Origin of the sequence: Mesorhizobium sp. B2-5-11, from assembly GCF_006440835.1 — a bacterium.
In the GTDB taxonomy this organism is placed as follows: domain Bacteria; phylum Pseudomonadota; class Alphaproteobacteria; order Rhizobiales; family Rhizobiaceae; genus Mesorhizobium.
This window is the reverse complement of record NZ_VFUK01000001.1, coordinates 126,106-151,474: the sequence shown is the minus strand read 5'-3', so window position 1 is coordinate 151,474 and position 25,369 is coordinate 126,106. Positions and strand designations below refer to the sequence as shown.

The following is a 25,369-nucleotide window of genomic DNA, read 5'->3' as shown; positions in this document are numbered from 1 at the left end:
AAGCCATGCAGAACCTGCTCCTGAGCTATTATGGCGACGACCTCACCGGCTCGACGGATGTCATGGAGGCGCTCGAGCTCGGCGGCGTGCCGACGGTGCTGTTCATGCGTCGGCCCGATGAGCGCCTGCTGGCGCGATTTTTCCATTGCCGCGCCGTCGGACTGGCCGGCACCAGCCGAAGCGAAACGCCGCAATGGATGGAGCAGAATCTGGCGCCCGCCTTCGAATGGCTGAAGAGCCTCGAAGCGGCGATCTGCCATTACAAGATCTGTTCGACCTTCGATTCCAGCCCGACGGTCGGCAATATCGGCCGCGCCATCGAGATCGGCCGGCGCATCTTCGGCCAGAGTAGCGTGCCGATGGTCGTCGGCGCGCCGCAGCTCAAGCGCTACACGGCCTTCGGCAATCTTTTCGCGGCGTTCCGCGGCGAGTATTTCCGCATCGACAGGCATCCGGTGATGAGCAGGCATCCGGTGACGCCGATGAACGAAGCAGACCTGCTCGTGCATCTCTCGCGCCAGACCAGTCTCAGCTCCGGCCTTGTCGACCTGGCTGCATTGCAGACCGACGATCTCGCGCAAACGGTCGACCAGGCCGTGCAAAACAGGGCGATCATCCTGTTTGATGTCGAAAGCCGCCAGACACAGAGACGCGTCGGCGAACAGATCTGGCGCATCCATGACCAAGGCCATGGCTTCGTCGTCGGATCCTCGGGCGTCGAATATGCCTTGCTTGCCGAATGGGCCGGCAAAGGCATTGCCTCCGGGCAGGCGTCGTTCGCGCCGCCGGGACCGGTAGACCGCCTCGCGGTGGTCTCGGGCAGCGTGTCGCCGACCACCGAAAAGCAGATCCGCCACGCCCTTGCCCACGGTTTCGACGGCGTCGAGATGGATGCCATGCAACTGGTCACGGAGGGCGCCAAGGAGGCAATCGAGCGCGCCGTCGCGAGCGGATTGGCAAGCCTGGCTGCGGGGCGCAGCGTCATCCTCTACACCGCGCTTGGCCCACAGGCCGACCGTGGCGCCGAGATCGACCGGATCGAAGGTGCGCGAAACACGCTCGGGCGAGCGCTGGGAACAATCCTGCGCCGGCTGATCGTGGAACAGAAACTCAAGCGCGCGGTGATCGCCGGTGGCGACACCTCCAGTCACGCGCTCGGACAATTGGCCATCGACGCGCTGACCGTGCGCATGCCGTTGCCGCAATCGCCGGGATCACCGCTCTGTGTCGCCCATGGCGGCGGTGCGATCGATGGACTCGAAATCGCGCTCAAGGGCGGCCAGGTCGGCACCGACGCCTATTTCGAGACGATCCGGCTGGGAAGCTAGATGTTTGTTTTTGCGCAATTCCATAGGGAAAGCGCTACGCGCTTTTCCCGGGAAACCGTACACACTTTTCCTGGAATTGCTCTAAGCCGTTGCCATGATGACGTGGGCCTGAATTTTGGCGGCCACCGCGCCGCTGCCATGTCTGTCTGCAATCGCGGATGCGGCGTAGTCGGTCGCGGCTTGCAGCTTCCCAGCCTCCCGGGCCTCGATTTCGGTGCGAAGCACAGTTCCCTGGCAATAAGCGACGGCGGGAAGGCGCGGCGAGGATGCACGGCTTTGTTCGGCTCTCGTCTCGATCATTACACCGGAGAACCCAGCATCCTCCAGCTCGTGACGGATCACTGCCTTGTCGTGGTAGCCATGGGGTGTGCGTGCCAGAAAGCGCGGCGGATCGTCGGGGAAGATCCTTGCGAGAGCATTCGTCACATCATCGGCAAAGACGTTCTCCTCGATGCGATCCCATACGCTGAACAGGAAATGTCCGCCCGGCCTCAGGACACGCCTGGCTTCGCGGTAGGCAGATGGCCGGTCGGGAAAGAACATCGCACCGAACTGACAGCAGACGAGGTCGAAGGCCGCATCTTCAAACGGCAGCGCCAAGGCGTCCGCCCGACGCCATGTGATGCGACCGTCGGGAGGTTGTCGCGAAGCGGCGTAGTCGAGCATCGGCTGGTTGAGGTCGGTTACGGTATAGCTTGCGCCGGGAGACAATTTCGGCGCCAATGCTCGGGTAACGACCCCGGTGCCGGCGGCCGTCTCCAAAACCGCGGCGGGCGACAGGGACGCTGCTCGCGCTACAAGATCCGCAGCGAACGGCTCGAAAATCAACGGCACCATATAGCGGTCGTAGTTTTCCGGTATGGAGCCAGCGAATACCTTGTCCGTTTCCAGCGTTGCCATCACCCGCCCTCTGCCTAGAGGCTCGGGAGATTAGCATATCATTGCTTGTTTTGCGCCGTTTTCGGCGGAGACGACCAGTCCAGCTCCAAATCAAAGAGATAGAGCATGACGTCGTCCGAAAACCGCTTCGCTATCGGCATCAGGCCTTAGTACAGGGGCTCGGCCATGTGCCTGGGCGCCGGCCACTGCGTCGTGACGCCGGGCTGCACCGGCCGCTCGAGATAGGTCGACAGCACCACGTAGCTGCGCGTCGAGGTGACGCCGGGTGTCTCGTAGAGGCGCGACAGCAGGCCTTCGAGCGCCCGCGTGTCCTCCGTGCGGACCTTCAGCAGCATGCAGGTGTCGCCCGCAACCGTGTGGATCTCCTCGACCTCCGGATATTGCGAAACCGCCATCAGCTCCGGCGTCTTGCCCCAGCCCTTGGTGTCGATATGCACGAATGCCAGCAGCGGCTTCTTGACCGCCTTGGGGTCGATGATGGCAGCCGTGCCGCGAATGGCGCCGCTGCGCCGAAGGCGCTTGACGCGCTCATGCGCGGCGGGCGGCGAGAGGCCGACACGATCGCCAAGCTCAGCATAGCTGACCGTGGCGTCGTCGACGAGAACGCCTAATATCTTTCTGTCGATCGCGTCGAGATCGCGGGGCGCCGGCCTGTTCTGCGGAATGCCATTTGTTTCTTCGTCCATAGTGGAAATTCCCGATTGTAGCCGAATAAAATACGGCCATTATGAATATATGTCGAACAGCGATCAAGCAGCAACCCTGGGTGCGAATGCCCGGCCGCCCATCCCGGCGCTGGCCTATCTCTTGACCGGATGCATCGCCGTCATCGGCTCGAACTCCCTGGTGCTGGGTCCAATTGCTCCCGCCGTGGCCGTGTCGTTCGCGACCAGCGTGCCTGTCGTTATGATGGCGGCCGCCGCCTTCGGCCTCGGCACCTCGGCGAGCGCCCTGTTCCTGGCACGCTACATCGACCGGGTCGGCGCGCGCCGGATGCTTCAGGCGGCCTTGCTGTTGCTGACGTTGGCGCTTGTCGCAAGCGCGGTGGCGCCGACGGTGATGGCGCTGGTCGCTGCGCAGCTTCTCACCGGCATCGCCGCCGGCGTCGCCATGCCGGCAATCTATGCCAGTTCCGCGGCGATTGCCCCACCTGGACGGGAAAGCGGAACGATCGGCGTTGTGCTGACCGGATGGACGCTCAGCATGGTGGCCGGCGTTTCGCTGTCGGCGGTGCTTGCCGATCTCGTGCACTGGCGGGCCGTCTTCGCCGCCGTGGCGCTGCTGGCGGCGCTGGCGCTTGGCAGCCTTACCGCATCGTCACTCCCGGATGTCAGAAAGGCCGGCCCGGCTCCAGCGCCGCTCGAGGCGCTCGGCATTCCCGGCATCGTGCCGCTTCTGATCGCCTGCGGCGCTTTCATGACCGCCTTCTACGGTGTCTATGGCTATCTTGGCGATCATCTGCACAGCGGGCTGGGCCAGCCGGTCAGCGCCAACGGCCTGGCCGCACTCGCCTATGGCGCCGGGTTCGGCACGGCGGCGCTCTTCGACGGCATCATCGATCGTCTGGGGGCTCGCCGCGTCATGCCCTTCGCTTACCTGCTCGTCGCCATCGTCTATGTCGCGATCGCCGCAACAAGCAACAGCTATGGCATGACGCTCGCCATGGTGGCGGCCTGGGGTCTCGCCAATCATTTCGGATTGAACGTGCTGGTGATGCGCCTGTCGGCGCTCGATCCGTCACGGCGCGGCACGATCATGGGCCTGAACAGCGCGGTGACATATCTGGCGGTCTTTGTCGGCACCACCGGCTTCGGGCCGCTATATTCGGATTTCGGCTTTGCCGCATCGGCAATGGTGGCGGCGTTGCTGATGCTGGTCGCGGCTTCGGCCGCCGCCTGGCGCACGCGCCAGCCACACAGGACGTGATGGGCCACCAGCCCGCGCGCGGTTGACAGCGGCGCCCCTGCCCTTCCATACAAAGCCGTTAATGTTCTCAGGGCGGGGTGAAAGTCCCCACCGGCGGTAAGGACTCCTGATTGCGCATGATTTCTTTCCGAAAACCGGTCCGGTTTTCGGGGTCATGCGCGGGACCCAAGCCCGCGAGCGCTTTCCGGCAAAACCGGAAGGGTCAGCAGATCCGGTGTGATTCCGGAGCCGACGGTTACAGTCCGGATGGAAGAGAACGAAACGGAAGACGGACCGCCCCGGCGGCCGGTTTTCGTATCGTGCGTCCTGATTCTGGTTCGAAACGGAAGGATGGACCCATGAATCAGCATTCCCACAAAGACTATGAAACGACCCGCGTTGCCGTTGTCAGGGCGCGCTGGCACGCGGATATCGTCGACCAGTGTGTCGCTGCCTTCGAGGCGGAGCTTGCTGCACTGGGCGACGGCCGCTTTGCCGTCGAAATCTTCGACGTGCCCGGCGCCTACGAGATCCCGCTGCACGCCAAGACATTGGCCGAGACGGGTCGCTACGCCGCGATCCTCGGCGCTGCCTTCGTCGTCAATGGCGGCATCTACCGGCACGAATTCGTCGCCGGCGCGGTCATCGACGGCATGATGAATGTGCAGTTGACGACCGGCGTGCCGGTGCTTTCGGCGGTACTGACGCCGCACAATTACCACGACAGCTCCGAGCACCACCGCTTCTTCCTCGAGCACTTCCAGGTAAAGGGCAAGGAAGCGGCCGGCGCATGCCTCCAGATTCTGGCGGCGTGAAGGCACATCGCCGCCTGAAACAGCCGAGAGCGGGGTGGAAATCGCGGTAACAGCCTGTAGTATCTCGGGAAAATGCCGAGTTCGGGAGGATGCCGGTGCAGACCAAGAAGATCATCAATGACGGCAACCGTGCCGTCGACGAGATGCTAGAGGGGATTCTGGCCGCGCATCCCAGCCATCTCAGGAGCGCGGACGGCAGCCCGCGCTCGATCATCGCCCGCAACGGACCGCGTCCCGGCAAGGTCGGGCTCGTCGTCGGCGGCGGCTCGGGCCATGAGCCGACCTTTCTCGGTTTTGTCGGCAAGGGCCTGGCGGACGCGGCGGCGATCGGCAATGTCTTTGCCTCGCCGCCACCCGATCCCATCCTTGAATGCGCCAAGGCGGCGAACGGCGGCGCCGGCGTCCTGTTCACGTACGGCAACTATGCCGGGGACGTGATGAATTTCGACATGGCGGCCGAAATGGCCGCCATGGACGATATCGAGGTGCGCACGGTGCTGACCACCGACGATGTCGCCTCGGCACCGCGCGACCAGCGGCAGAAGCGCCGCGGCGTCGCCGGCAATTTCTTCGTCTTCAAAGCGGCCGGCGCGGCCTGTGATCGTATGCTCTCCTTCGACGAATGCGAGCGCATGGCGCGCAAGGCCAACGACCATACCTTCACCATGGGCGTGGCGCTGTCGCCCTGCTCGCTGCCGCAGACCCGGCGGCCGAATTTCGAGATCGGCGCCGACGAGATGGAGATCGGCATGGGCATCCATGGCGAGCCGGGCATCGCGCGCGGCAAGCTCGGGACCGCCGACGAGATCAGCGACGAGATGCTGGACAATATCCTTGCCGAGATGGCGCCTTCGCGTGGCGACAAGGTTGCGGTGCTGGTCAATTCGCTGGGCTCGACACCGTTGATGGAGCTCTACATCATGAACCGTCGCGTCAAGCAGCGTCTCGACGACATCGGCGTTTCCATCCATGCGACCTGGGTCGGCAATTACTGCACGTCGCTCGAAATGGCCGGCGCCTCGGTGACGCTGTTCCATCTCGATGGCGAGTTGCAGACCATGCTCGACCATCCGTGCGACTGCGCCATGTTCCGCGCCGGCTGAGGAGTGACCCGTGAGCATCGATAGCGCTGACCTGAAGAGAATGTTCGATGCGATCGCGGTGGCGATCGAAGCCGACAAGGACCGGCTCTGCCAGCTCGACGGCGTCATCGGCGACGCCGATCACGGCATCGCCATGGCGCTCGGCTTCAACGCAGTGCGCGACGCGCTGGCGCCACTCGACCTGACGGCGACCGAGCCGACCGCGCTTCTCAACATGGCGGCTAAATCGTTCCTCAACGCGGTCGGTGCGTCGTCTGGCCCGCTCTATGCCACCGCCTTCATGCGCGCCGCCGCTGCCGTCAAGGGCAAGACCACGCTAGCTGATGCGGATGTCGTCGCGCTGTTCCAGGCGATGGCGCAAGGCATCCGCGATCGCGGCAAGGCCGAGATCGGCGAGAAGACGATGATCGACGCCTGGTTGCCGGCGGCGGAAGCGGCCGGCGCCAGCAATGCGGCCGGAAAGGGCCTTGCCGAAAGCCTCGACGCGGCAGTGAACGCGGCGCGCCGGGGGGCGGAGGCGACCAAGGACATGATCGCCGCCAAGGGCCGCTCCTCGCGGCTCGGCGAACGCTCGCTCGGCCATATCGACCCCGGCGCCGCCTCGGCCGTGACCGTCATCGAGGCGTTGCGCGACAACCTGGCTTAGGCCTGCTTCGCTTCATCGAGCTTGTTGATCGCCTGGACATTGCCGGCCGACGGCCCCTTCTCGTCGAACTCCGAGGCCAACCAGGTATCGACGATCGCCTTGGCGAGTTCAGGGCCGATGACGCGGGCGCCCATCGTGATGATCTGCGCGTTGTTGGATTTGGCGGCACGCTCGGCGGAATAGGTGTCGTGGGTGAGTGCCGCGCGGATGCCGGGCACTTTGTTGGCCGAGATCGAGACGCCGATGCCGGTGCCGCAGAACAGGATGCCGCGGTCGTTCTCGCCGTCGATGATCGTCTGCGCGAGCTTTTGCGACAGGTCGGCATAAAAGCCGGCCTGGCTGAGGTCGCTGACGGTGAGGCCGGATTTTGTCGCGAGATGCGCGGCGATGACATCGAGCAGCGGCTTGCCGGCGCTGTCGGCTCCAATGGCTATTTTCATGGTCGTGTCCTTTCTTGAATGAGATTTCGTTCGTTCAGATCGCCGCCGAGGCGCGCCTGAGGATGTCGATGTAGCCCTCCGCCTGCCAGGCCGAGCGGCCGATAAAGAGGCCATCGATGCTGGGCTGGCTGATCAGCTCGGCCGCATTGCCGGGATTGACGCTGCCGCCATAGAGCACCGGCGGGATGGACGGCAGCAGGCCGCCGGCCACTTTCTTGATCAGCGCCTGCTGTTTTTCGGCATAGACGGAGCTGGCCGGAATACCCTTGTCGCCGATCGCCCAGACCGGCTCATAGGCAAACAGGATTTTTGCCGCCTTCGCCTCGCCTTCGAGGAACTGCAATGCACCCTCGACCTGGCTGGTCAACACCGCATCGACCTTGCCGTTTTCGCGCTCCGCCAGCGTCTCGCCGACGCAGATCAGTGGTATCAGTCCGTGCTTGACGGCGGCCGCCGTCTTCAGGCCGACGGTACGATCGGTCTCGCCGAAATGCTCGCGCCGTTCGCTGTGGCCGAGTTCGACCATGTCGAGACCGCAGTCGCTCAGCATCAGCGGCGAGATCTCGCCGGTCCAGGCCCCGGCATCGGCCCAGTGCATGTTCTGGGCACCGACGTTGACCCGCGTCGACGACAGCGCCTGCTTGACCTCGCGCACCGCCGTGAACGGCGGGATGACGAAAGGCTGGATGCGCTCGTCGAAGCCTGGCACGAAGCCGGCCAATGCCCCGGCGAAATCCAGCGCCTCGGCGAGCGTCTTGTTCATCTTCCAGCTTGTACCGACCCAATAAACCACGCCTGCGCTCCTTGATCCTCAATCCTTGTTGGCGACCACCGTCAGCGAAACGCCGGCGGCATCCAGTGCGGCGCGCATTCCGGGCTCAGGCGCGCGACCGGTGAAGACGGCATCGAACGCCTCGAGGTCGGTCAGGAAATGCAGCGCCGTGCGGCCGAACTTGCCGTGATCGACCAGAAGGTATTTGCGGGTCGCTGCTTCCATCATCAGCCGCTTGATCTGCACCACCTCCTGGTCCTGGTGGAAAGCGGAGGCGCCGTGGATAGCCGATGACGACAGGAAGGCGACGTCCGCGCGCAGCGATCTCAGCGAAGCCTCGGCAAGCAGTCCGAAGAAGCCGTGGAACTTCTTGCTATACTGGCCGCCGAGCGCAATCAGGTCGATGCCCCCGGCGCCGGCCAGGTCCTGGATGACGGCCAGATTGTTGGAGATCACCGTCAGCGGCCTGAAATCGGCGAGATGCCGTGCGATGCCGCCAGCCGTCGAGCCGTCGTCGATGATGACAGTCTGGCCGGGTTCGATCATCGCCACGGCGGCCGCCGCAAGGCGCTGCTTTTCCCCTGTCGCCTGCTTTTGCCGGTAGCGAAAATCGCTTTCGAAGAGACCGCTCGGCTGGATCGAAGCGCCGCCACGCACCTTGCGCAGGAAACCGCTCTCCTCAAGGTCGTCGAGATCACGATGCACCGTCATCCTGGAGACGCCAAAGCGTGAGGCAAGATCGTCGACGCTCGCCGCGCCGACGTCCATCAGAAAGTCCATGATGCCTTGACGTCTGCTATCGCTCTTCATTGCTGCCGTTATCCGCCAACCGGCGCTGGCTCCTCGACAAGATAACATATTTCTTCCTGAAACTATCATGATTTTTGTTATAATGAGATATTTTCCTGGGATATTCCCGTGGCTTTCATCACGGCCCTGTAACAAGAATTGCTGCCGGGACGGTGTCTGACGGTTGCGGTTGCGCGGAAATCCGGCCAGAAGCATCGGTGGGCTGGACGATGCGCGGACAGCCAGCAAGCAAAGGTTAGAAACCAGATACGGGAGACTATTCGTTGGCTCGCATCACACTGAGACAATTGCTCGATCACGCCGCCGAATACGGCTATGGCGTGCCGGCCTTCAACATGAACAACATGGAACAGGGCCTCGCCATCATGGAGGCTGCGGAGGAGACCAAGTCGCCGGTCATCCTGCAGGCAAGCCGCGGTGCGCGTGCCTATGCCAATGACGTGGTGCTGGCCAAGCTGATCGATGCGCTGGTCGAGATCCATCCCGACATCCCGGTCTGCATGCACCTCGACCACGGCAACAACGAGGCTACCTGCGTCACCGCGATCCAGCATGGTTTCACCTCGGTGATGATGGATGGATCACTCAAGGAGGACGGCAAGTCGCCGGCCGACTACGCCTATAATTCGGGCATCACCAAGCGCGTCGTCGACATGGCGCATTGGGGCGGCGTTTCGGTCGAAGGCGAGATCGGCGTGCTGGGCTCGCTGGAGAGCGGCGGCGGCGAACAGGAGGACGGCCACGGCATCGAAGGCGCGATCAGCCACGACCAATTGCTCACCGATCCGGTGCAGGCCGAGCAGTTCGTGCGCGACACCCATGTCGACGCGCTGGCGGTTGCCATGGGCACCAGCCACGGCGCCTATAAATTCTCGCGCAAGCCGGATGGCGCGGTGCTGGCGATGAACGTCATCGAGGAAATCCACCGCCGCCTGCCGAACATGCACTTGGTCATGCATGGTTCGTCCTCGGTGCCGGAGGATCTGCAGGAGATCATCAACAAATATGGCGGGCAGATGAAGCCGACCTGGGGCGTGCCGGTGGAAGAGATCCAGCGCGGAATCAAGCATGGCGTGCGCAAGATCAACATCGACACCGACAACCGCATGGCGCTGACCGGCGCGATCCGCAAGGTGCTGACGGAAAATCCCTCGGAATTCGACCCGCGCAAATATCTGACGCCGGCGATGGCGGCGATGAGGAAGCTGTGCAAGGAGCGTTTCGAGCAGTTCGGCACCGCCGGCAACGCGCCGAAGATCAAGCCGCTGCCGGTCTCGGAAATGGCCAAGCGTTACAAAGCGGGCAGCCTCGATCCGAAATTCGGCTAAACGACCAATTCCCGGAGCGGTTCAGTGTTGGATAGAACCGCCGAACCGCTCCAGCTCTTTGCGGGATGAGAACACCGGCCGAGGTCGCGGAACGTCCTGCGCGGCGAAGCCCAACCGTGTCAAACAGGCTCGCGCCAGGGCTGCATTGCTGTCGATGACGACCAATCCGTTCGTAGGCTTGAGGCTGGCGGCCACCACCGATAGTTCGGTGCAGCCGAGAATGGCCGTGTCGGTGCCGGCCGATCGCGCGATTTCAAGCGCGCGCTCGGTTTCGCTCGCCGCCTCCGCGATCGAACCGGCCTTGACGAGGCCGATCGCTCTATCGACGCGACCCTGGAATTCCGTGACAGCGGGAAAGCAGAGCTCAAATCCCGCCGCCGACATCCTGTCCCGATAGAAGCCGGAGACCAGTGTGCCCTGCGTGGCGAGGATCGTAACCTTGCCTCGGCCCAGGCTACGATGGGTTTCAGCTACGACCGCGTCGGCGATATGGATGATCCGCGCCTGCGAGCTCGCCGCCAGCTGCTCATACCAATGATGGGCGGTGTTGCAGGGCATTGCGATACAGGCAACGCCGAGCGCATTGAGCGTCGAGACCGCGGCTTTCAAAGACGCCAGCGGACCGTCATGGCCGGCAAGGATCGCCTCGGTCCTGTCAGGCAGCTGTGGCACGCTGAGGATGACGGCGGGCACATGCTCATTGTCCCGGAACGCCTGGGTCATTCGGGTCAGCTTGAAGTAGAAGTCAGCCGATGCCAACGGCCCGAGGCCGCCAATGACGCCGAGCTGGAGGCTGATGCCATGGTCGATCATCGAGCGGGCTCGGCTTCGAGCTGTTCCGACGCCGCTTCGACAGACTGCGTTGTCTCCCTGTGGCTGGGCGCGATCATTGCGGTGCTCGCCGCAACGGTGCAGACGCTAGACAGCGTCATGAACGTGTCGACGGCCGCGTCGACCGCGACGAACAGGGCGAACGCCGCCTCGAAGGGAATCTTCAGGTAGCCACAGACGATCGACATCTGGGACAGGATGAGCAGGCTGCCCATGCCGCCGGTCGTGAGCGCGAGAAGCGCCGAGGTGATGCCGACGAGCAGGAGGTCGGGGATTGCCAGCGGACGGCCGTAGAGCTGAGCGATGAAAAGAACACCAGACGTGTAAAGCAGCGCCGGGCCTGTCCGCAGCAATGCCGCCTGCAGCGGCACGAGCAGTTCGACGACCACGAGGCTGAACCGCAGACGCTCGCTCAGCAGGTTGATGACCCACGGAAGCGAGGCGACGGTAGAGCGCGTGGTGATGGCTACCATAAGAAGGGGCTGACAGGTCTTGATCGTGGCCCAGTAGCTTCGCCGAGAGCGGATGGCGATAACGCCAAATGCGCCGGCGATGAATGTGAGGCAGGAAAGACCCATCACCAGCAGATAACCGCCCATCAGCGTGAGCGGCTTGGTTCCGGTCGACGCGGTCTGATCCGCGATCAGGATGAAGGTTGCAAACGGCAATCCCCAGATGAACCAGTTGGTAAGGACCGTGCAGGCCCGGTAAACCGCGTTCAGCGCCTGAGACAGGCTCATGGACGAAGGCTGGGGAATCTTGCCCATCGCGAGCCCGAAAAGCAGGCAGAACAGCAGGACCTGGATGGTTTGACCGGAGGCCAGCGCGCTGAAGACGTTGTTCGGTACAAGATCGAGCAGTATCGAATGCCCGGTGTCGGATCCCTCATTGGGTGGTGGTTGGTAGGGGAATGCGAGATCGGTGGATACACTGCCCTGCGAATTGATGAACTCGCCAAGCTCGATGCGCGATTGAGAATTCTCGATCTGGCCCGGCTGAAGGACAAGCGAGTAGGTGCCACTCACCAATACGCTCAGGAACGACACGACCAGCACCGCCATACCCACCCGGCCAAGGTAACGGACCGAGTTGGGATCCTGAACCATCGACATGATCGAGAAGATGACCGACGAGACCAGGTAGGGCAGGACGACCATCTTGAGGAAATTCAGGTAGAGCTGCGCCACCGGGCTGATCGCATGGGCAAACGCTGGATAATAGAGGCCGCAAAGGATTCCCGCCCCGATCATCGCAATCGTCGTCGCGGGCGAGCGCAATATGTGCCTCGCCGCCAGGCGCCAATCGAAAGCCAAGGGTCCGGCTGCTTCCGTGACGGCCATCGTCAGGCTTTGCTCCCCAACCGGTAGCGCGCGATGATCTCGTCAGTGTTGAGAACCTGCTGACCGCGCGCGAGATCGAGGTAAAGGTCGATAAACGCCGCGAGATGCGGATTGTCCGGTCGCACACCGATTGCGATCGTGTCTACCTTGTCGGTCAGCGTGATCGAGCGCGCGGCGACCGTCATCGACGGATCGTCGACCATCAGCTTCTTGATCTCGAAATCGTCGCGATACGCCATGTCGATCGTCCCATCGCGGATCGCATCGACAACCATGTCCCAGCCTGCAAAACGATGAACTTGTGCATGCGGGAAGGTCGTCGCGGCATAGGTTGCGAATGAAGAGCCCTCGATCACGCCGAGATCGCCCGAGAAATCGCGGATGATCTGCTCGGGTGGTTTGCCTTGCGCGATGCGCGCCAGGTTGAGGCGATTGGCGATGAGGCCTTGGTGCAGCATGGCATAGGGCCGGGAATAGAGGATTGAGCGGCCACGGCGAAGGGTTCGGCTGAGCTTGCCGATGGCTATGTCCGTCTGGCCGGAAGTCAGCTGTTTCACCATGCCGTCGAACGTTGCGGCGGATCGGTCGAACACCGGCTCGACGCCGAGCTCCGCTGCTATGCCGCGGGCCAGTTCCATGTCTATGCCGCTGTTCCCCGATCCATCGGCCGGGAAGAATGGATCGGAGGCAAAAGCCGGCATTGCAATGCGCAGCGCATTGTCGCCGACGACGGGAGCGATCTCCGCCTGCTGTCCTGGAGTATTGGCCGCCCGAGCTTGCGCGACCAGCAAGCCGACGCTTCCGGCCGTGAGCAGCGTACGACGTGTAACCGACATGCGGATTCTCTAGTTCGCGAGGGAAGCCGGACAAACAAATCGGACCAATTCGCAGTATGCATGGCGAAGTTAAACAAAAGTATCTTTCGCATTGTACTTTTATAGCAATCAGCGACGCAGGCTGCCGCAATACTCGCATTATGTAATGTATCTGGGATATCTGATTGCTTCGCTGGCGGGCCAACCGGTTGGACCGCCAACAGGCGCGAGTGGCATCGGCTGCCGCCCCGACCTCTACCCGGTTTTCGGCAGCAGATCAGGCCTGCCCGTGTCGATAAAGGGCGCCCAGTAGTCGACCGATTCGCGGATCATGGCGACCACCTGGTGGTCGACCGGTTCGCGCTCGCGGAACGACAGTTCGAGGCAGATCTCGTTGTCGGTGCCGCCGCCGCGCCGCACCGTCTCCAGCAGCTTTTCAGGCGTGATGCGGCCGTCCCTGTTGTGAGCCGCTGTGAACGGCCAATGACCACCCTTGTTCATCGACGATTGCTTGATGTGGATGATCGGCGACTTCCTGGGGAAAGCCTCGGCCCAGGCATAGGGATCGATATCGGCCGGGTTGCTGGAGGTGACGTCGCCATGGTCGATGTCGACCATCATCTCCAGCGGAATGGCCATGCCGGCCGCGTCGATCGCATTCTGCAGCAGCCTGCAATTCTCGATCGTGTGGCCGAACTCGCGGCCGACCGACATCGGCTCCCAGAACAGGTAGTTAAGCCCGGCCGCGCGGGCGTGTTCGGCGACCTCGCGCCAGCATTCCAGTGCAATGTCGAACAGGCGCGCGCGGCGCGCGGGATCATCATAATCGCGATGGGTGAAGATCGCGAATTGGGTACCCATGCCGCCGGCGCCAAGCTCGGCCGAGATGTCGGCAAAGGTCTTGAACCAGCCGACATAGTAGCGGCGCACATCCGCGTCTGGATGGCCGAAATGGTTGAGCCGGCCGTAAGGACCGGTCATGCCCGAGGTCACGCGCACGCCCGTGCGGGAGAGTGCGCCACGAAACAGGCGGACGAATTTCACGATCGTCGCCGCCGGCCAGCCCGGATTGACGAATTCATGCGTGAGCTGAATGTCCCTGATGCCGATGTCATAGGCGATGGTATCGACCAGGTCGTCAGGCTCGGCAAAGCGGTTGACCAGCGGATTGGTGTTGAGGGAGAGCGTGAATGCCACGATCGCGATCCTCTCAGCCCTTTCGCGCTACATTGGCGATGATTGCCATCACCCTGCCCTCGCCAGCCGGCTCGCGCACCAGTGTTCGAAAGCCGATCTCTCCTCGGCGGAAAGATGCAGGCCGTGCTTGGTGCGCCGTTCGAGAATGTCGGCCGGTGTCTCAGCCCATTCCTGCTCGAACAGGTAACTGGCCTCGCGCTCGAAGAAATCCTTGCCGAAGCATCGCCCGAGTTCCGCGAGCGAACGGGCCGCGCCGACCAGAAGGCGTGTCCTGGTGCCGTAGAGCCGGCCGTAGTGCTTGAGCAGCGATGCAGGCATCCATGGATACTCCCGCCCGAGATCGCCTAAAAACTGTTCGAAATCGGCATTGGCGATGTCGCCGCCAGGCAGATGCGCCTTCGCCGTCCAGGGCTTGCCCATCCGGGGGAAGAACGGAGCGATCCTGTCCAGCGCATGCTCGGCGAGCTTGCGGAAGGTGGTGATCTTGCCGCCGAAGACGGACAGCAGCGGCGCCTCAGCATCCGGCGCGTCGAGTTCGAAAATATAGTCGCGGGTCACGGCACTCGGGTTATCGGCATTGTCGTCATAGAGCGGCCTGACGCCGGAGAACGAATAGACGACATCGCCGCGCGCGAGGCCGCGCTTGAAATAGCGGTTGACCACCCTGATCAGGTATTCGATCTCGCTCTCATCCGCCGCCACGTCCTCGGGTCGGCCGTCATAGGGAATGTCGGTGGTGCCGATCAAGGCGAGATCGCCCTGATAAGGATTGATGAAGATCACCCGCTTGTCGTTGTTCTGGATGAGGTAAGCTTGGCGGCCCTCCCAGAATTTGGGCACGACGATATGGCTGCCCTTGACCAGGCGGACATTGCGCGTCGAGTTCTGGCCAGCAACGCGGTTGATGATGTCGTTGACCCAAGGGCCAGCGGCATTGACCAGCGCCCGCGCTCGCACGGTGGTTTTCACGCCGGTCTTGCCGTCGCGCATCTCCACCGACCAGAGGCCGCCTTCCCGGCGGGCGGCGGTGCAGGCGGTTCGGGTGAAGATCTTCGCTCCGCGCTCGCGCGCATCCAGCGCATTGATCAGCACGAGACGGGCGTCGTCGACCCAGCAATCGGAATATTCGAAACCGCGCTTGAACTCGTCCTTGATCGGCGCGCCCTCGGGCGCGGTGCGCAGGTCGAGCGTGCGGGTGGCCGGCAGCCGCTTGCGGCCGCCGAGATGGTCGTAGAGGAACAGGCCGAGCCGCACCAGCCAGGCCGGCCGGTCGTCAGGACTGTGCGGCAGCACGAAGCGCATCGGCCAGATGATGTGCGGTGCCGATTCCAGGAGTACCTCGCGCTCGATCAGCGCCTCGCGCACCAGGCGGAACTCGTAATATTCGAGGTAGCGCAGGCCGCCATGGACGAGCTTGCCCGATCGCGAACTGGTGCCTTCCGCCAGATCGTCCTTTTCGCACAGGATGACGGAGAGGCCGCGGCCTGCTGCATCGCGGGCTATGCCGGCGCCGTTGACGCCGCCGCCGATGACGAAAAGGTCGACGATTTCGGGTCCGCCACTCATCTCGTCACGATCTCGCTGCCGGATTTACACACCATGGCTGCCGCCTCAGCACGGATTGACCGGAGGCAGCCCGGCGATATAGCGGCGCACTTCCTCGGCGGCCTGCTCGGCCGCATAGGTCACGGTGCGCACCGAGGCGCCGGCGATATGCGGCGTCAGCGTCACGTTGGGAAGCTGCAGCAAGGGCCAGTCCGACGGCACAGGCTCGACCGCGAACGTCTCCAGCATGGCGCTGGCGATCTGGCCTGAAACAAGCGCCTCATAGAGTGCGTCATAGTCGACCAGCGGCCCGCGCGCCGTGTTGACGAAGATCACGCCGGGTTTCATCCGCGCGATGGTGTCCTTGCCGATCAGGCCGCGCGTCTCCGGCGTCACCCGCGAATGCAGCGTGACCACGTCGGAGCGGGATAGGAGATCGTCAAGCGCGACCAGTTCGACGCCGGCGTTGCGATCCTCTGCGCTCAACTGCACATAGGGGTCGCTGACCAAGACGTGGCAGCCGAAGGCGCGCAACAGCCTGATCACTTTCGTGCCGATGTTGCCATAGCCGATGACGCCGACGGTCATTTCGCTAAGCTCGCGGCCGGTGCGGTCGGCGCGGTAGAGATCGCCGCGCCATTCGCCCCTGCGCAGCGCTTCGTGGCCGACCCGGATCAGCCGTGTTTCGGCCAATATCGCGCCGATGGTGAATTCGGCCACGGCGGTCGCGTTGCGGCCGGGCACGTTGACGACGGTGATGCCATGCGCGCGGGCCGCTTCCATGTCGATGTTGATCGGGCCGCCGCGCGACACCGCGACCAGCTTCAGGGCCGGCAGGCGCCGCATCATGCCTTCCGACAGCGGCGCGAGCTGGGTGACGAGGATCTCGGCGTCGCCGATGAACTCGACGACCTCGTCGGGACGGCCGAAATACTCCTTGACCTTGTCGAGGCCGAGCGCCGGATCGCCGAATTCCATCGGCTCGTCGGGCCAGGCCGTCTGCAATGTCCTGACATCGAGGTCACCGCTCGCGACCTTCTCGATTTTGGCGCGAAACACCTCCGGAAGCATGAAGTTGTCGCCAATGATCGCTATTTTCCTGGGCATACTCGACTTCTCAATTTGCCTGCACTGAAGCCATCGCGCGCCAGACCGGCCGCAGCGCCTTGTGCGCCAACATGTAGGACGGGGTCATCCTGTCGTAGATCGCGGCGAGGTTCCGGTCGCTCGGCTCCGCCTCGCCAAGCAGCGGCGTCACCCATTCCGCGACGCATTCGTCCATCGACTTGTACAGGCCGACGCAGACCGCGGCTATCATCGCCGCGCCGGCCGCCCCGGCCTCCTCGCGCTGGCTGGTGCGGATATCTGCGCCGACGGCGGCTCCGAGGATCTTGCGCAGCGCCGGGCTTCGGGCGGCGCCTCCGGTCAGCCGGATCTCGCGCGGCAATGGCCCCATGGCGGCGTAGCAATCGCGCGCGGCGAAGGCCAATCCCTCGAAGACGGCGCGCACCAGGTCGGCATAGCCGTGGCGCGAGGAAATGCCGACGAAGCCGGCTCTCGCATTGGCATCGACGAACGGCCCCCTCTCGCCGGCCTCCGACACATAGGGCTGGTAGAGCAGTGAGGCGGGCTGCGAGGCCGCGATCCAGGCATCGACGAGCGCAATCATTTCGCCATTGCTGCGGGTGATGCCTTGCGAGGCGAGGATGCCGGAGGCCAGCCCAAGCACCCAGTCGATGTTTAGCGTCGCCGCCATGTTGGACTGCATCTGCGCGAACACGCCGGGCGCCGGCATGGCCATGGTGTAACCGGTCGCGGCCTCGTTGAGCTGCACGTCGTCCGGCGTCTCGGCCAGCCGCATATGCATGCCAGTGGAACCGATGATGGTGCAGCCGGGCTTGCGCTCGCGGTCGAGCAGGCCGGCGCCAAGCGCGGTGCAGACGACGTCGACATAGCCGAGCACGACCGGCGTGCCGGCAAGTATGCCGGTGGCGGCGGCCGCCGCCTGCGACAGACCGGCGCTGTGCCTGGTGCCGTCTGTGACCGGCGGTAGCAAATGCCTGAGGTCGGCGACGCCGAGCACGTCGAGCACATCCTCGCTATAGTCGCGGGTGCGGAAATCGCCAAAGGTGAAGGTTCCCTCGGAGGGGTCGGTGGCGCGCTCGCCGGTCAGCTTGAAATAGAGCCAGTCCTTGCAGTGAAACGCCGTCGCCGCCTTGTCGAGCATTTCAGGCATGTTGCGCTTCATGAACACGAACTGCGAGCCCTGCTGGCAGGCGGCGAGCCCGCTGCCGGTCTTTTCGAAGCGCAGCCGGTCCTCGGGCCGCGCGCGGATCTCCTCGACGACGCCGGCGGCGCGCGCGTCGAGCCAGAGCCAGCCCTTCGCCACCGGCTCGCCCTTGCCGTCGATCAGCCAGGTGCCGTCGCCCTGCCCGGTCACCGCGATGGCGATGGTCCGGCCGGCGAGATCGGGCACTTTCTCGGCGAGCTGGCGCAAGGTCGCCGCCGCATCCGCCCATGTGCGCGCAAGATCCTGTTCGGCGCCGCCGCCCGGCCGCGTCTCGTAATGGTTCGGCGTTGCCGCGGCGGCGATCTGCCGGCCTTTCGTGTCGAAGGCGATGGACTTGATGACGGAAGTACCGGCGTCGATACCGATCAAGAGATCACGCATCAGGCGAGCTCCATGCCGTGCGAAATGGCCTCGCCGCTCGCCTGGTCGAAGACATGCAGGTTCTTCGGGTCGATGCTGACATTGATCGGCGCGCCAAGGTCCAGCCGGGTGCGGTCGTGCTCGACCAGGACCAGCGAGCCGCCGGCGAAATCGGCCGCGATATGGGTCTGGTCGCCAAGCCACTGGTTGGCCGAGACCCTGGCGGGAACACCCTCCTTCGAGCGCCGCACCGCATAAGGCCTGATGCCGATGACCACCCGCTCGCGGCTGAGCAGCTGGTCGCGGACCGGAGCGCTGAAGGCGTCCTTGTCGTAGTCCAGCGACAGCCCGTCGGGAAGCCTGAGATTGATGCGGCCGGCGGTGGCGCCGACATAGGCCTCGAAGACGTTCATCGGCGGCTCGCCAACGAAGGTGCCGGTGAACAGGTTCGCCGGACGCTCCTTGATCCTGTCCGGCGTATCGAACTGCTGCAGCACGCCGCCTTCCATCACCGCGATGCGGTCGGCAAGCGCATTGGCCTCGGTCTGGTCGTGCGTGACCAGGATCGCGGTCAAGCCGCGCTCCTTGATGAAATGCTTGATGCGGCCGCGCAGCACGGCACGCAGCTGCGGTTCGAGCTGCCCCATCGGCTCGTCCAGCAGATGCAAATCGGCGTCGCGGATCAGCGCCCGGCCGAGGCTGGCGCGCTGCTGCTGGCCGCCGGAGATAGAGCTTGGGTAACGCTCCAATATATCCTCGATCTCGAGCAGCTTGGCGATGCTGGCGACCCTGGCCTCGACCTCGCTTCTGGGCAGCCGGGCCGCCTTGAGCGCGAAGGCCATGTTCTCGCGCACCGTCAGCGGCGGGTAGAGCGAATAGCCCTCGAAGGCCATCGCCACGTTACGCCTGACCGGCGGCAGCGTGTGCACCTGGCGGCCGGCGACCGAGATCGCGCCGCGCGACACCTCCTCGAAGCCGGCGATCATGCGCAAGGTCGAGGTCTTGCCGCAGCCGGACGAACCGAGCAGCGCCACGACCTCGCCCTTGCCGATCTCCATCGTCAGCTTCTTGACGGCGTGGACGCCCCGGTCGATCGGGCCATAGAATTTGTCGACGCCGGAAATGGTGAGTGCGCTCGCGCTCATGCGGCTTCTCCGTTGCGCAAACTGACGACATTCTTCGAGCCGATGCGCTCGCCGCCGGCGCGATCGAACAACAGGGCGCTCTTGCCGTCGACGGCAATGTGGGCCTTGCCTTCGCTGCGGCCCGGTGTTCCGGCCGGCCGCGAAACCAGGATCTCGCGGCCGCGCAACGTGCGCACCAGCGTGACGATCTTTTCGTTGAGCGGGGTTTCGGCCTCGACCGTCACCGGAATGGCGCCGGGTTCATTTTCGCCGACGAAATGCAGTGCTTCCGGCCTGAGCCCGATGATGCAGTCGCGGCCGACCGCGGTCTCGGGAGCCCCGGCGAGATGGACCTGCACATTCGACAGGGCGACATGGATTCCCTTGGCGCCAAGCGCCGGCTTGACGTCGAGCAGGTTGATGGTCGGGTCGCCGAACAGCCGCGCGATCTCGATGTTGGCCGGCTCGCGATAGATCTGTTCGGGCGTACCGAGCTGGCTGATGACGCCTTGCGACATGACCGCGATGCGGTCGCCGAGCGCCATGGCTTCCTTATAATCCTGGGTGACGTAAACGACGGTGGCGCCGCGGTCGGCAAGCAGGCGCGGCAGTTCGAGCCGCATCTCAAAACGCAGCTTGGCGTCGACATTGCGCAAGGGATCGTCGAGCAGCAGCAGCGGCGGCGAGCCGACCAGCGCACGGGCGAGCGCGGTGCGCTGCTTCTGGCCGTTGGAAAGAGCGCGCGGCTTATGGGAAAGCACATGGGCGATCTTCAACAGCTTGGCGACACTCTCGACGCCGGCCTTGATCGCTCCCTGCGACGACCGCTTGGCCTCCAGCGGCGTCGCGATGTTGTCGAACGCGCTCATATGCGGAAACAGCGCGAAATTCTGGAACGCCATGCCGACGCCACGAAATTCGGCGTCGACGTCGGTCATGTCCTCGCCGCCGATGAGGATCTTGCCTTCGTCGGGGTCGATGACGCCGGCGACGAGGCGCAGCAGCACCGTCTTGCCGGCGCCGGAGGGTCCGAACAGGACCAGCGTCTCACCGTCGGCGACGGTCAGCGAAAGATTGTCGAGCACGGTCTGGCTCTTGTAGCGCTTGACGAGGTTTCTGAGTTCGAGGCTGGCCATGGAACTACCCCTTCACCGCGCCGAGCGACAGGCCTTCGACCAGATAGCGCTGTGCATAGAGGGCGAGCGCCAGCGTCGGCGTGATCGACAGGACGATGGCCGCCGAGATCTGGCCGTACTGGATGCCCGAGGAGGTGATGAAGGCGAGCGCGCCGACCGTCACCGGCTGCTTGTCGGCCGAGGCCAGCACCAGCGCGAAGACGAAATTGTTCCAGGCGAAGATGAAGGCAAGCAGGCCGGCAGCGGCGATGCCGGGGCCGGCGAGCGGCAGCGCGATCTTGCGGAAGGTGGCAAACCAGGAATGGCCGCCGATGCGATAGGCATATTCGATGTCGGCCGGAATATCCTCGAAATAGCCGCGCACGATCCACAGGATCAGCGGCAGGCAGATCAGCTGATAGACCCAGATCAGCCCGATATAGGTGTTGGCCAGCCCGAGCTTCTGGAAATAGAGCGTAAGCGGCAACAGCACCAGCAGGGCCGGCGCGAACCTGAACGACAGCAGCGTGAAGGCGATGTCCTCCGAGCCGCGGAACTTGTGCCGCGCGAAGGCGTAGGCCGCCGGGACGCCGAGCAGCAGCGAGACCGCGACCGAGGTCACCGACAGGAACACCGAATTCCACAGGTTGCGCATGAAGGCGATGTCGAGCGTGCCGGCGGCGGTCGTCAGCTTGCCGGTGATCAGCGCGGTGTAGTTGGCGAGCGTCGGCTCGAAGACCAGCTGCGGCGGAATGCGCAGGATGGTCTCGTTGGTCTGGAACGACATCATCAGGATCCAGACGATCGGGAACATGAAGAAGATCACGACCAGCGTGAGTGCCGCGCCGCGCAGGGTGCGTTCAAGCAAGGAGGTGTGTTCCATGGCTGCCTCCTCCTATGCCTGGCCACGGGCGCGCTCGCGCAGCCTGAGCCAGTTCTTGATGAAGATGTTGGAGAGGAAATAGGTGATCGCCCACAGGATGATCATCAGCGCCGCCGAGCGGCCGACATTGGTCGACTGGAAGAAGTTGAGATAGGCCTCGACCTGGAAGACGGTCAGCGTGTCGCCCGGTCCTCCTTGCGTCATGGCGTAGATGATGTCGAACTGCTGGATGGAATCGAGCAGGCGGAACAAAGTCGCCGTCAGGATATACGGCGTCAGCATCGGCAGCGTGATGCGGAAGAAGACGAAGCTCCTCGGCACGCCATCGAGGGCCGCGGCCTCGAAGGGCTGCGTCGGCAGGCTGCGCAGGCCGGCAAGCAGCAGGATCATGATGAAGGGCGTGTAGACCCAGATATCGACGAGAACGACGGTGAACAAAGCCGTCGACGGCGACGAGGCCCAGCGGAAATCCTGTAAGCCGATGAGGCTGGCAAGATAGCTCAGCACGCCGAAGCCGGGATTGGTCATCAGCTTCCACATCAGCGCGGCCAGTGCCGGCGCCGTCATCAGCGGCATCAGCAGCATGATCGAGATGAAGTTGTTCAGGGTCGATCGCTTCTGCAAAAGCAGCGCGATGGCCAGGCCAAGAAGCAGTTCCAGCACCACCGTGGTGCCGGCATAGAGCAGCGAGATCTTGAGCGTGTTCCAGAACTTCGGATCGGTGAAGAAGGAGATGTAGTTGTCGCCCCAGTTGAACTGCCGCGCCCAGGGCTGGCTCAGCCGATAGCGCTGGAAGGAATAGACGACCGAGGTCAGGAACGGAATCAGGATGCCGATGCAGACCAGCAGAGCCGGCAGGCTGAGCACGTAGGGCAGCACTCTCTTGCTGATCCTGAAGCCCGAGGGCTTGGGCCTTTGCGATACCACCGCAGTCATCGTGCTGCTCCGTTGTCCCTGTCGCTCCGCCCTGCCGGCCGCCCAAGGGAGCAAGGCGGCCGGTCGGGCGAATTGGCGGCCACCTTACGGCCCCGCGTCGCAATCTTGAAAAGGTCAGGTGAGGACCGGCCTGCCAAGGCTGGCCGGTCCTCCATTACATCTAGCCGAGGCCGGCTTCCTTGAGCTGGCCGTTGATGCTTTCGGCCAGCTTATCGAGACCCTCGTCCACCGGCACTTCCTTGGCCACCATCTTTTGCAGCGTCGCCGCCCATTCGGTGGTGAGATCGAAGAACAGCGGCTGCGCCGTGAACTTGATCGAGGCGCCCGGCGCCGAGGCGTCGAACATCTCGACATAACCGGGATAGCTCTTGTTCAGCTTCTCGCGGAACGTCTCATCCTTCCAGACCGACTGGCGGACCGGATTGACGAAATCCATCTTGGTGGCGCCGAACAGAGCATGCTCGGGTCCGGAGGCCCACTGCATGAAGTACCACGTGGCGTCCTTGTCCTTGGAGAAGTTGGACATCGACAGCGACCAGATCCAGATGTTCGGCGTTGGCGCCTTGGCCTCCGGGTTGGCCTTGAAGGCGGCAAAGGCAAGCTTGCCGGCCATCTTGTTGTCGCCGCCATTCATGAAGTAGCCGAGGATGTCGGCGTCGAAGATCATCGCCGAGGCGCCGGCGCCGAGATCGGCGCCGACCTGGTACCAGGTGTAGGTCGACCAGTCCTTCGGACCGCTTTCCTGGATCATCTGCACCCATTGCTTGTGGAAAGCCTTGGACTGGGCGGTGTTCATGGCGGCCGACAATTTGCCGTCGGCCGACACGTTCAGATCCTTCTGGTCGAAATTGGCGTAGGCCGAAAGGAAACCCGGATGGATCGTCGCCCAGGAGCGCGACCCGCGCACGCCAATGCCGTAGACGCCGCCGCCGACATCTTTGGTGAGCTTGGCGGCCGCGGCCACCATCTCGTCCATATTGCCGGGAACCTTGACGCCTGCCTTGTCGAACATCCCCTTGTTGTAGGTGATGTTGTTTTGTTCGAAGCCCCACGGAATGCACCATTGCTTGGCGTCTTCGGACCCCAGGGCCCCGCCCGGCTTGCCGTTCCAGGCGCAGGAGTTCTTGACGCCGGGCAGGAAGTCATCCCAGGCATAGTTGGGGTTGGTCTTGGCCGGATCCTTGATCCATTCATTGAGGTCGGTGATCCAGCCGGCTGGGCCGTAGGTCCAGGTCATATAGGCGCCGGTCATGAAGGCATCGTATTCGGGCGAGCTCGCCGACAACGCGGCCGTGACCTTGTCGAAATAGACGTCTTCCGGGAACACGTCGTAGACGACATTCATGCCGGTCAACTGCTTGAAGTTTTCGAGGTTGGCGATCATCGCATCCGCATAGGGATGCTTGTTGAGCAGGAGCTTGATGGTCTTGCCCTGGTGCGCCTTCCAGTCGAAGTCGGCGGCCAGCGCCCGGGTCTGCCCAAGATTGAGCAGCGTACCGGCCGTGCCGGCGGCAAGGCCCATCGCACCCAGGCCCTTGATCAGCCCACGACGGTCGACTTGTCCGCGCAGGAAAGCGTCAATGAGGTCTTTCTCTTTCTCATGCATTTGGTCTTCTCCTCCACAGGGTAGTTTTAACTGAACCGACGCCGGCTACCCGACTGGCGTCTCCTCCACGAGCGATCGCGCTGTCCGCTCATCAGTTATCAGGCCCTTGAGATAGCGGCCCTCCAGCACCGCTTTGACGGCTCGAACCTTGACCTTGCCGCCGGCGACCGCGACGATCCGGCGGCTGGCGATGTCCTCGCGCGCCAGCGCCAGCGCCCGATTGGAAAGGGTTGTCGCCACCGCTTTGCCGGCATCGTCGAAGAAATGGCCGAGCAATTCGCCGACGCCGCCATTGCGGCGGATCTCCTCCATCTCGCCCTTCTCGATCATGCCGGTGGCGACGAGCGAGGCTTCGCGTTCGGCCGTGCCGATGCCGGCAAACAAAAGGTCGGCGGATCTTGCGAGATCGAAAACCTCGCTGATGCCCTTCTGTCCCAGCAATACCGCGCGGTCGTCCACCGTGTTGGCGAACATCGGCACCGGCATAACATAGGCTTCGGCGCCGGTGCGCTCGGCGAGGCGGTGAATGACGTCATGCGGGTTGGCCGAGAACTTCCGCGTCAAGCCGCCGAGCAGCGAAACGAAGCGGATCTTGTCTGTCGAGCTGCGCGGCAGGTATTCCACGCAGGCGGCGAGCGTGCGGCCATGGCCGACGCCGATCAGCGCCTGCTCGCCGCGTTCGATCTCACGCTTGAGGAATTGCGCGCCGGCGATGCCGAGCGCCTTGAGCGGCAATTCCTCGGAATCGAAATCGGGAACCACCTCGCAATAATCGAGGCCGTAGCGGCGCGACAGCTCGTCCTCGAGCTCGACGCATTCCGAGACTTCGCCGTCGATATAGACCTTCACCAGCCCTTCCTGATTGGCCTTGGTGATGAGGCGGTGGGCCTTGAGGCTGGTCAGCCCGAGGCGCTTGGCAACCTCGGACTGGGTCAGGCCGCCGGCGTAATGAAGCCAGGCGGCGCGTGCCGCCATGCCGGTTTCATCATCGCGCAAGAGGCCGTTTCCAAATCCAACCACGTTCCGCCCTCTGATATTTTTTTCAGTTTCTGCAAAATTTTTCACATGGACGCATCGGAGTCAAGCGCCAAGCGCCTGCAAACGCTGATTTTCAACGAGAATGGACGAGCGAACACCGGCGTGACACCGGTCAGGGTAACAGCGGCAGCGAAAGCGCAGGAACCCGATCACCATCGCCGCCGTCCAGGTGAAGCGGCGGCGCCCAGCATTCGCCGGTGAGCGGATCGCACCATTCGGCAAGCCGCTTTCGGGTGATCAGT

General features: G+C 63.7%; 25 protein-coding genes and 1 riboswitch. Of the genes, 7 read left to right on the top strand and 18 right to left on the bottom strand.

The genetic code is table 11. The features are described from left to right. Positions 1–5 precede the first annotated feature (5 nt). Positions 6–1,328, top strand: coding sequence for a four-carbon acid sugar kinase family protein (locus FJ490_RS00735; protein ID WP_140520887.1), 1,323 nt, complete (start codon positions 6–8; stop codon positions 1,326–1,328). An 81-nt stretch (positions 1,329–1,409) separates the two neighbouring features. Here FJ490_RS00735 and FJ490_RS00730 read toward each other — a convergent pair whose 3' ends face one another. Next, a complete protein-coding gene (locus tag FJ490_RS00730; RefSeq protein WP_140580668.1) occupies positions 1,410–2,228 on the bottom strand; it encodes a class I SAM-dependent methyltransferase in 819 nt (272 codons plus the stop codon). Positions 2,229–2,374: 146 nt separating this feature from the next. Next, entirely contained in the window at positions 2,375–2,914 is a 540-nt protein-coding gene (locus FJ490_RS00725; RefSeq protein WP_140497789.1) for an Lrp/AsnC family transcriptional regulator, read from the bottom strand. A gap of 49 nt (positions 2,915–2,963) precedes the next feature. On the opposite strand from FJ490_RS00725, the gene FJ490_RS00720 reads away from it, so the two are divergent. The 4 genes from FJ490_RS00720 (at position 2,964) to dhaL (ending at position 6,697) form a co-directional block, all read left to right on the top strand. Beyond that, positions 2,964–4,154: an MFS transporter gene (locus FJ490_RS00720; RefSeq protein WP_140580667.1), complete on the top strand. Its 1,191-nt coding sequence runs from the start codon at positions 2,964–2,966 to the stop codon at positions 4,152–4,154. Positions 4,155–4,213: 59 nt separating this feature from the next. Beyond that, positions 4,214–4,416: riboswitch (FMN riboswitch) on the top strand. A gap of 76 nt (positions 4,417–4,492) precedes the next feature. Then, a complete protein-coding gene (locus FJ490_RS00715; protein ID WP_140728108.1) occupies positions 4,493–4,948 on the top strand; it encodes a 6,7-dimethyl-8-ribityllumazine synthase in 456 nt (151 codons plus the stop codon). 95 nt (positions 4,949–5,043) lie between these two features. Next, complete coding sequence (locus FJ490_RS00710; RefSeq protein ID WP_140580665.1) at positions 5,044–6,051, top strand: dihydroxyacetone kinase subunit DhaK; 1,008 nt, start codon at positions 5,044–5,046, stop codon at positions 6,049–6,051. 10 nt (positions 6,052–6,061) lie between these two features. Continuing rightward, positions 6,062–6,697, top strand: a complete 636-nt coding sequence (gene dhaL / locus FJ490_RS00705) for a dihydroxyacetone kinase subunit DhaL (protein ID WP_181165156.1) — start codon at positions 6,062–6,064, stop codon at positions 6,695–6,697. On the opposite strand, the gene FJ490_RS00700 is transcribed toward dhaL, so the two are convergent. From FJ490_RS00700 to FJ490_RS00690, 3 genes are read right to left on the bottom strand one after another with little or no spacing between them, the layout of a single operon-like run. Continuing rightward, complete coding sequence (locus tag FJ490_RS00700) at positions 6,694–7,137, bottom strand: RpiB/LacA/LacB family sugar-phosphate isomerase (protein ID WP_140497783.1); 444 nt, start codon at positions 7,135–7,137, stop codon at positions 6,694–6,696. The two genes, dhaL and FJ490_RS00700, sit on opposite strands and share 4 nt — an antisense overlap. 34 nt (positions 7,138–7,171) lie before the next feature. Then, positions 7,172–7,930, bottom strand: a complete 759-nt coding sequence (locus FJ490_RS00695) for a triose-phosphate isomerase (protein ID WP_140728107.1) — start codon at positions 7,928–7,930, stop codon at positions 7,172–7,174. A gap of 18 nt (positions 7,931–7,948) precedes the next feature. Further along, complete coding sequence (locus FJ490_RS00690; protein ID WP_140564337.1) at positions 7,949–8,719, bottom strand: DeoR/GlpR family DNA-binding transcription regulator; 771 nt, start codon at positions 8,717–8,719, stop codon at positions 7,949–7,951. Positions 8,720–8,982: 263 nt separating this feature from the next. Here FJ490_RS00690 and fba point away from each other — a divergent pair, with 263 nt between their 5' ends. Then, positions 8,983–10,047, top strand: a complete 1,065-nt coding sequence (fba, locus tag FJ490_RS00680; protein WP_140559305.1) for a class II fructose-bisphosphate aldolase — start codon at positions 8,983–8,985, stop codon at positions 10,045–10,047. A gap of 21 nt (positions 10,048–10,068) precedes the next feature. Here fba and FJ490_RS00675 read toward each other — a convergent pair whose 3' ends face one another. The 13 genes from FJ490_RS00675 to FJ490_RS00615 all read right to left on the bottom strand — a co-directional run bounded on the left by FJ490_RS00675 (position 10,069) and on the right by FJ490_RS00615 (position 25,109). Next, a complete protein-coding gene (locus FJ490_RS00675) occupies positions 10,069–10,860 on the bottom strand; it encodes an amino acid racemase (RefSeq protein WP_140580660.1) in 792 nt (263 codons plus the stop codon). Continuing rightward, the gene (locus tag FJ490_RS00670) at positions 10,857–12,218 is read right to left on the bottom strand and encodes a cation:dicarboxylase symporter family transporter (RefSeq protein WP_140564338.1); all 1,362 of its coding nucleotides are present in this window, start codon (positions 12,216–12,218) and stop codon (positions 10,857–10,859) included. Before FJ490_RS00670 ends, FJ490_RS00675 begins: the two co-directional genes overlap by 4 nt. A 2-nt stretch (positions 12,219–12,220) precedes the next feature. After that, entirely contained in the window at positions 12,221–13,054 is an 834-nt protein-coding gene (locus FJ490_RS00665) for a transporter substrate-binding domain-containing protein (protein WP_181165157.1), read from the bottom strand. 234 nt (positions 13,055–13,288) lie between these two features. Then, positions 13,289–14,230, bottom strand: a complete 942-nt coding sequence (locus FJ490_RS00660; RefSeq protein WP_140514624.1) for a TIM barrel protein — start codon at positions 14,228–14,230, stop codon at positions 13,289–13,291. 48 nt (positions 14,231–14,278) lie between these two features. Continuing rightward, positions 14,279–15,796 carry a glycerol-3-phosphate dehydrogenase gene (locus FJ490_RS00655; protein WP_140728106.1) on the bottom strand — a complete coding sequence of 506 codons (1,518 nt, stop codon included), beginning with the start codon at positions 15,794–15,796 and terminating at the stop codon, positions 14,279–14,281. A 45-nt stretch (positions 15,797–15,841) separates the two neighbouring features. Further along, positions 15,842–16,882: a 2-hydroxyacid dehydrogenase gene (locus tag FJ490_RS00650; protein WP_140728105.1), complete on the bottom strand. Its 1,041-nt coding sequence runs from the start codon at positions 16,880–16,882 to the stop codon at positions 15,842–15,844. A gap of 10 nt (positions 16,883–16,892) precedes the next feature. Further along, entirely contained in the window at positions 16,893–18,446 is a 1,554-nt protein-coding gene (locus FJ490_RS00645; RefSeq protein ID WP_140728104.1) for an FGGY-family carbohydrate kinase, read from the bottom strand. After that, positions 18,446–19,570, bottom strand: coding sequence for an ABC transporter ATP-binding protein (locus tag FJ490_RS00640; protein ID WP_140728103.1), 1,125 nt, complete (start codon positions 19,568–19,570; stop codon positions 18,446–18,448). The genes FJ490_RS00645 and FJ490_RS00640 overlap by 1 nt, the downstream gene beginning before the upstream one ends. After that, positions 19,567–20,685, bottom strand: coding sequence for an ABC transporter ATP-binding protein (locus tag FJ490_RS00635; protein ID WP_140728102.1), 1,119 nt, complete (start codon positions 20,683–20,685; stop codon positions 19,567–19,569). The genes FJ490_RS00640 and FJ490_RS00635 overlap by 4 nt, the downstream gene beginning before the upstream one ends. Before the next feature lie 4 nt (positions 20,686–20,689). Continuing rightward, complete coding sequence (locus FJ490_RS00630) at positions 20,690–21,547, bottom strand: carbohydrate ABC transporter permease (protein ID WP_140497759.1); 858 nt, start codon at positions 21,545–21,547, stop codon at positions 20,690–20,692. Positions 21,548–21,559: 12 nt separating this feature from the next. Continuing rightward, positions 21,560–22,483 carry a sugar ABC transporter permease gene (locus FJ490_RS00625; RefSeq protein ID WP_013896837.1) on the bottom strand — a complete coding sequence of 308 codons (924 nt, stop codon included), beginning with the start codon at positions 22,481–22,483 and terminating at the stop codon, positions 21,560–21,562. Positions 22,484–22,643: 160 nt separating this feature from the next. Beyond that, entirely contained in the window at positions 22,644–24,089 is a 1,446-nt protein-coding gene (locus FJ490_RS00620) for an extracellular solute-binding protein (protein ID WP_140497757.1), read from the bottom strand. A gap of 45 nt (positions 24,090–24,134) precedes the next feature. Beyond that, positions 24,135–25,109 carry a sugar-binding transcriptional regulator gene (locus tag FJ490_RS00615; protein WP_181165158.1) on the bottom strand — a complete coding sequence of 325 codons (975 nt, stop codon included), beginning with the start codon at positions 25,107–25,109 and terminating at the stop codon, positions 24,135–24,137. Between FJ490_RS00615 and FJ490_RS00610 the strand changes: the two genes are divergently transcribed. Continuing rightward, on the top strand, positions 25,038–25,328 hold the full coding sequence (locus FJ490_RS00610; RefSeq protein ID WP_140728101.1) for a hypothetical protein: 291 nt from the start codon (positions 25,038–25,040) through the stop codon (positions 25,326–25,328). The genes FJ490_RS00615 and FJ490_RS00610 overlap by 72 nt on opposite strands. The last annotated feature ends 41 nt before the right edge of the window (positions 25,329–25,369 follow it).